Raw genomic sequence first — 5,832 nt, 5'->3', positions numbered from 1 at the left:
GGGGCAAGCCCGCTCCTACAGAAGTAGCTGAAAATTGCCGGATCGCAGGTAAATTCCCTGCCACGCGTCATCTGCGTTTCAAGCCGCGTGCTTCTGGGCCTATAATGGTCACCTTTTTCGCCCAATGATTTTGCGGAGCTGGTGATGGTCGAACGTAAGGCTTCCGTCGAGCGCAATACTCTGGAGACCCAGATCAAGGCCTCGATCAACCTGGATGGCAGCGGCAAGGCCCGATTCGATATCGGTGTGCCTTTCCTTGAACATATGCTCGACCAGATCGCCCGACATGGGCTGATCGACCTCGATATCGAATGCAAGGGCGACCTGCATATCGACGATCACCATACTGTCGAAGACGTCGGTATCACCCTCGGCCAGGCCTTCAACCAGGCCATCGGCGACAAAAAGGGCATCCGCCGCTACGGCCATGCCTACGTGCCGCTGGACGAAGCGCTGTCGCGGGTGGTCATCGACTTCTCCGGCCGCCCGGGCCTGCAAATGCATGTGCCATACACCCGCGCTTCGGTGGGCGGCTTCGATGTCGACCTGTTCCAGGAGTTCTTCCAGGGCTTCGTCAACCACGCCAACGTCACCCTGCACATCGACAACCTGCGTGGGCACAACACCCACCACCAGATCGAGACCGTGTTCAAGGCCTTCGGCCGCGCGCTGCGCATGGCCATCGAGCTGGACGAGCGCATGGCCGGGCAGATGCCATCGACCAAGGGTTGCCTGTAATGCAGACGGTTGCCGTTATCGACTATGGCATGGGTAACCTGCACTCGGTGGCCAAGGCCCTCGAGCATGTGGGCGCCGGCAAGGTTCTGATCACCAGCGACGCCGAGGTGATTCGCGAAGCCGACCGCGTGGTGTTCCCCGGTGTTGGCGCGATCCGCGACTGCATGGCCGAAATCCGCCGCCTGGGCTTCGACAGCCTGGTGCGCGAAGTCAGCCAGGACCGGCCGTTCCTCGGTATCTGTGTGGGCATGCAGGCGCTGCTTGATCACAGTGAAGAGAACGACGGCGTCGATTGTATCGGCCTGTTCCCGGGCAATGTGCGCTTCTTCGGCAAAGACCTGCACGAAGACGGCGAGCACCTCAAGGTGCCGCACATGGGCTGGAACGAAGTCGCCCAGAGCATCGATCACCCGCTGTGGCACAACATCCCCGAGCGTGCGCGCTTCTACTTCGTGCACAGCTACTACATCACCGCCGGCAAGCCGGGCCAGGTGGTCGGTAGCGGCCATTACGGCGTCGACTTCGCCGCAGCGCTGGCCGAAGGCTCGCGCTTTGCCGTGCAGTTCCACCCGGAGAAGAGCCATACCCATGGCCTGCAGCTGCTGCAGAACTTCGCCGCCTGGGACGGGCGCTGGTAATGGGCAAGTCCAGGGCCAAGCCGCCGATCCTCACGCTGGCGCCGGAACAGGAACGCGAAGCGCTCGATACCCTCAAGCGCTTTCTCGAAGACCGTTTCGAGCTGCAACTGGGTTCGTTCGAGGTGGCCGAGGTCCTGGAACTGTTCACCAAAGAGATTGCCCCGCACTACTACAACAGGGCGATTTTCGATGTGCAGAACCACCTCAAGGAACGGTTCGAGAGTATCGAGAGCGACCTCTGGTCGCTAGAGAAAGGCAGCTGAAAGCGACAAGCTGCAAGAGAACAGACGCGCATGCTTGCAGCTTGTAGCTAGCAGCTTGCAGCTCTTTTTTACGAAGGAAAAAAGCATGCTGATTATCCCCGCTATCGATCTCAAGGACGGTGCTTGCGTACGCCTGCGCCAGGGCCGCATGGAAGACTCCACGGTATTCTCCGACGACCCGGTGAGCATGGCCGCCAAATGGGTTGAAGGGGGCTGCCGCCGCCTGCATCTGGTTGACCTCAATGGCGCCTTCGAAGGCCAGCCGGTCAACGGTGAAGTAGTCACCGCGATTGCCAAGCGCTATCCGACCCTGCCGATCCAGATCGGTGGCGGTATCCGTTCGCTGGAAACCATCGAGCACTACGTCAAGGCCGGCGTCAGCTACGTAATCATCGGCACCAAGGCAGTGAAAGAGCCGGAGTTCGTTGCCGAGGCCTGCCGCGCCTTCCCGGGCAAAGTGATCGTTGGCCTGGATGCCAAGGACGGTTTCGTCGCCACTGACGGCTGGGCAGAAGTCAGCTCGGTACAGGTCATTGACCTGGCCAAGCGTTTCGAAGCCGNNCGGCCATCGTCTACACCGACATCGCCAAAGACGGCATGATGCAGGGCTGCAACGTACCCTTCACCGCCGCCCTGGCCGCTGCCACCAAGATCCCGGTAATCGCCTCCGGCGGTATCCACAACCTTGGTGACATCAAGGCCCTGCTCGACGCCAAGGCGCCAGGCATCATCGGTGCGATCACCGGCCGCGCCATCTACGAAGGCACCCTGGATGTCGCCGAGGCGCAAGCCTTCTGTGACGCCTATTCGGCTAGCTCCAAGTCGTAAGCTGCAAGCTGCAAGTCAAAAGCGCGACCGAGTCGCTCTTTCTTGCAGCTTGAAGCTTGNNAGGTCTACCTATGGCTTTAGCCAAACGCATAATTCCCTGCCTCGACGTCGACAACGGCCGGGTGGTCAAGGGCGTCAAGTTCGAGAACATCCGCGATGCCGGCGACCCGGTGGAAATCGCCCGGCGCTACGATGAACAGGGCGCTGACGAGATCACCTTCCTCGACATCACCGCCAGCGTCGATGGCCGTGACACCACCCTGCATACCGTCGAGCGCATGGCCAGCCAGGTGTTCATCCCGCTGACCGTAGGTGGCGGCGTGCGTACTGTGCAGGACATCCGCAACCTGCTCAACGCCGGTGCCGACAAGGTGTCGATCAACACCGCCGCGGTGTTCAACCCGGAGTTCGTCGGCGAAGCTGCCGCGCACTTCGGCTCGCAGTGCATCGTGGTGGCCATCGATGCCAAGAAGGTCTCGGGCCCGGGCGAAACCCCGCGCTGGGAGATCTTCACCCACGGTGGGCGCAAGCCGACCGGCCTGGATGCGGTGGAGTGGGCGAAGAAGATGGAAGGCCTGGGGGCCGGCGAGATCCTCCTGACCAGCATGGACCAGGACGGCATGAAGAACGGCTTTGACCTGGGCGTGACCCGCGCCATCAGCGATGCCCTGGGCATTCCGGTGATCGCTTCCGGTGGTGTCGGCAACCTGCAGCACCTGGCCGACGGGATCATCGAAGGTCATGCCAGTGCGGTGCTGGCGGCGAGCATCTTCCACTTCGGTGAGTACACCGTGCCCGAGGCCAAGGCGTTCATGGCCAAGCAGGGTATCGTCGTTCGCTGAACTTGAAAGCTGATCGCGGGGCAAGCCCGCATGCTTTTACCCCAGGTTCTTGCCCAGCAGCGCGTGGTACAGCTCGCTGTCGCCAAGAATCCCCACCACTTTATTACCTTCCTGAAGCACCAGTTTGTTGCCGGTCTGGTAACGGATCTGCAGGGCTTCGCGCATGCCGATGTTGGCATTCACCAGGGTCGGTTTGCGCCCCAGGCCCTCCACCGCTTCACCCGGTGCCCAGTTTTGCAGGTCCATGCCGTTGGCGCCCTGGCGCGCACCCTTGATGGTGTTGCCTTCGGCCAGGTCCAGCCAGGAGTCGCCACCCGGGTCGAGGCACACCGAGCCGTTGATGCGTTTGCACTTGTCCAGGGTGCGCATCAGGCTGCGGCCGCACAGCACGTTGAGCGGGTTGGTGTGGGCGACGAAGGTGCGCACGTAGTCGTCGGCGGGGTTGAGGACGATTTCTTCCGGCTTGCTGTACTGGATGATCCGCCCGTCTTTCATGATCGCAATACGGCTGCCCAGCTTCAGGGCTTCGTCCAGGTCGTGGCTGACGAAGACGATGGTCTTGTTCAGCTTGCGTTGCAGCTCCAGCAGCTCGTCCTGCAGTCCCTGGCGGATCAGCGGGTCGAGGGCCGAGAAGGGTTCGTCCATCAGCAGGNNGCGTCCATTGCCAGTGCCCGGGCCAGGCCGACGCGCTGCTGCATGCCGCCCGAGAGTTCATCGGGCTTCTTGTTGCGCCATTGGGTCAGGCCCACCAGTTCGAGTTTTTCATCGACCAGCTTGCGCCGTTCCTTCTCCGGGCGGCCCTGCATTTCCAGGCCGAAGCTGATGTTCTCGCGCACCGTCAGCCAGGGCATCAGGGCGAACTTCTGGAACACCATGGCGATGCGCTTGGTGCGCATCATCTTCAGTTCCGCCGGGGTGCAGTGGGCGATGTCGATATGCGAGCCTTCGTGCTCGACAAACAACTTGCCGCGGCTGACGGTGTTGAGGCCGTTGATACAGCGCAGCAGGCTCGACTTGCCCGAGCCGGACAAGCCCATCAACACGCAGATCTCGCCCTTGTTGATGTCCAGGTTGGCTTTCTCGACACCGACCACCAGGCCGGTCTTCTTCAGGATCTGTTCGCGGGTCATGCCCTGGTCGAGCAGGCTCAGGGCCTCGCGCGGTCGGCTGGAGAAGATAACGTCTACGTCTTCGAAGCGAATAATGCTCATGCTTCACTCCTTACCGGCGCGTCGGGTTGTTTGCAGATACGGTCGAGCATGATCGCCAGCAACACGATCGCCAGGCCCGCTTCAAAACCCAGGGCGATATCGGCGGTGTTCAATGCGTTGACCACAGGTTTACCCAGGCCGTCGGCACCCACCAGCGCGGCAATCACCACCATCGACAGCGACAGCATGATGCATTGGGTAACGCCGGCGGCGATGCTCGGCATGGCGTGGGGCAGCTCGATGCGCGACAGCAGCTGGCGGCGTGAGCAGCCGAAGGCCTTGCCGGCGTCGAGCAGTTCCTGGGGCACGTCACAGATACCCAGGTAGGTCAGGCGGATCGGTGCGGCGATGGCGAACACCACCGTCGAGATCAACCCGGGGACCACCCCCAGGCCGAACAGGGTCAGGGTCGGGATCAGATAAACGAAGGTAGGTACCGTCTGCATCAGGTCGAGGACCGGGCGCATGGCGGTGTAGAACATCGGCTTGTGTGCGGCGAGGATGCCCAGCGGCACGCCGNNTGGCGAACAGCACCTGGGCCAGGGTCTCCATGGTCTCCTGCCAGTAACCGAGGTTGAGGATCAGCAAAAATGACAGTACGCAGAATGCGGTCAGCGCCCATTTGCGCTGGATCAGGTGCGCGATTACTGCAATCAGGCCGATCAGGACGAAAGGATTGAACCAGGTCAGTGCCCCGGTCACGCCATGAATCATGTATTCCAGTGCTGCCGCGAAGGCATCGAAGTAGTTGGCGCCGTGTTGCGTCAACCATTCAACGAAGCCTGCGATGTACTGGCCCAAAGGGAGTTTTTCATCGATCAGCATGATAGCGAGCGTCCACCTGCAAAAGTTTGAAGACAGCCTGCGGCGGGGCCAGCCCGCCGCAGGCAGTGCTTACTGCGTGAGTTTGGCTTTGGCTGCCTCCAGGCCAGGCTTGCCGTCAACGGTGGTGACCCCGGCCAGCCAGGTGTCGAGCACCTGCGGGTTGTTTTTCAGCCAGGCCTTGGCTGCGGCGTCGGGTTTCATCTTGTCGTCCAGGACGTTGCCCATCAGCTTGCTTTCCATGTCGAGGGTAAAGGACAGGTTCTTCAGCAACTGGCCGACGTTGCTGCATTCCTGCACATAGCCCTTGCGGGTGTTGGTGAGGACGGTGGCCTTGCCGTAGTCGGGGCCGAAGAAGTCATCGCCGCCGTCCAGGTATTTCATCTTGAAGCGGGTGTTCATCGGGTGCGGTTCCCAGCCCAGGAACACCACGGCAGTGTCACGGCGCTGGGCACGTTCGACTTGCGAGAGCATGCCGGCCTCGCTGGAC

The 5,832-nt window shown here is 61.7% G+C and carries 6 protein-coding genes and 3 pseudogenes; 6 read left to right on the top strand and 3 right to left on the bottom strand.

All coding sequences use genetic code 11. The features are described 5' to 3' along the window. The first annotated feature begins 144 nt into the window (after positions 1-144). From hisB to hisF, 5 genes and pseudogenes are all read left to right on the top strand, one after another. On the top strand, positions 145-738 hold the full coding sequence (gene hisB, locus UB48_RS26635; protein WP_028942262.1) for an imidazoleglycerol-phosphate dehydratase HisB: 594 nt from the start codon (positions 145-147) through the stop codon (positions 736-738). Continuing rightward, the gene (gene hisH, locus UB48_RS26630) at positions 738-1,376 is read left to right on the top strand and encodes an imidazole glycerol phosphate synthase subunit HisH (RefSeq protein WP_045202336.1); all 639 of its coding nucleotides are present in this window, start codon (positions 738-740) and stop codon (positions 1,374-1,376) included. The genes hisB and hisH overlap by 1 nt, the downstream gene beginning before the upstream one ends. Next, on the top strand, positions 1,376-1,639 hold the full coding sequence (locus UB48_RS26625; protein WP_036995008.1) for a DUF2164 domain-containing protein: 264 nt from the start codon (positions 1,376-1,378) through the stop codon (positions 1,637-1,639). The genes hisH and UB48_RS26625 overlap by 1 nt, the downstream gene beginning before the upstream one ends. Positions 1,640-1,724: 85 nt before the next feature. Further along, positions 1,725-2,467 (top strand): annotated as a pseudogene (hisA, locus tag UB48_RS26620) (1-(5-phosphoribosyl)-5-[(5-phosphoribosylamino)methylideneamino]imidazole-4-carboxamide isomerase). Between the two features lie 71 nt (positions 2,468-2,538). After that, positions 2,539-3,309: an imidazole glycerol phosphate synthase subunit HisF gene (gene hisF, locus UB48_RS26615; protein ID WP_010221324.1), complete on the top strand. Its 771-nt coding sequence runs from the start codon at positions 2,539-2,541 to the stop codon at positions 3,307-3,309. Positions 3,310-3,345: 36 nt separating this feature from the next. On the opposite strand, the pseudogene choV reads toward hisF, so the two are convergent. Together choV and choW are read right to left on the bottom strand one after the other, a co-directional pair. Then, a pseudogene (gene choV, locus UB48_RS26610) lies at positions 3,346-4,520 on the bottom strand (choline ABC transporter ATP-binding protein). Next, positions 4,517-5,288 (bottom strand): annotated as a pseudogene (choW, locus tag UB48_RS26605) (choline ABC transporter permease subunit). Before choW ends, choV begins: the two co-directional pseudogenes overlap by 4 nt. Here choW and UB48_RS28320 point away from each other — a divergent pair. Beyond that, the gene (locus tag UB48_RS28320; RefSeq protein WP_275560916.1) at positions 5,226-5,375 is read left to right on the top strand and encodes a hypothetical protein; all 150 of its coding nucleotides are present in this window, start codon (positions 5,226-5,228) and stop codon (positions 5,373-5,375) included. The pseudogene choW and the gene UB48_RS28320 sit on opposite strands and share 63 nt — an antisense overlap. Before the next feature lie 39 nt (positions 5,376-5,414). Here UB48_RS28320 and UB48_RS28315 read toward each other — a convergent pair. Then, the coding region (locus UB48_RS28315) for a glycine betaine ABC transporter substrate-binding protein (protein WP_275560910.1) at positions 5,415-5,832 on the bottom strand (418 nt) is incomplete at its 5' end.

Origin of the sequence: Pseudomonas sp. 2(2015) (assembly GCF_000955865.1) — a bacterium.
Taxonomy (GTDB): Bacteria; Pseudomonadota; Gammaproteobacteria; order Pseudomonadales; family Pseudomonadaceae; genus Aquipseudomonas.
Note: the sequence above shows the minus strand (reverse complement) of the source record. Positions and strands in the feature narration are given on the sequence as shown.

Excerpts from the sequence above, each read along its gene's own strand:
- hisH (WP_045202336.1), top strand. The coding sequence starts at position 738 with ATGCAGACGGTTGCCGTTATCGACTATGGCATGGGTAACCTGCACTCG.
- UB48_RS26625 (WP_036995008.1), top strand. The coding sequence starts at position 1,376 with ATGGGCAAGTCCAGGGCCAAGCCGCCGATCCTCACGCTGGCGCCGGAA.
- UB48_RS28320 (WP_275560916.1), top strand. The coding sequence starts at position 5,226 with ATGAATCATGTATTCCAGTGCTGCCGCGAAGGCATCGAAGTAGTTGGC.
- hisB (WP_028942262.1), top strand. The coding sequence starts at position 145 with ATGGTCGAACGTAAGGCTTCCGTCGAGCGCAATACTCTGGAGACCCAG.
- hisF (WP_010221324.1), top strand. The coding sequence starts at position 2,539 with ATGGCTTTAGCCAAACGCATAATTCCCTGCCTCGACGTCGACAACGGC.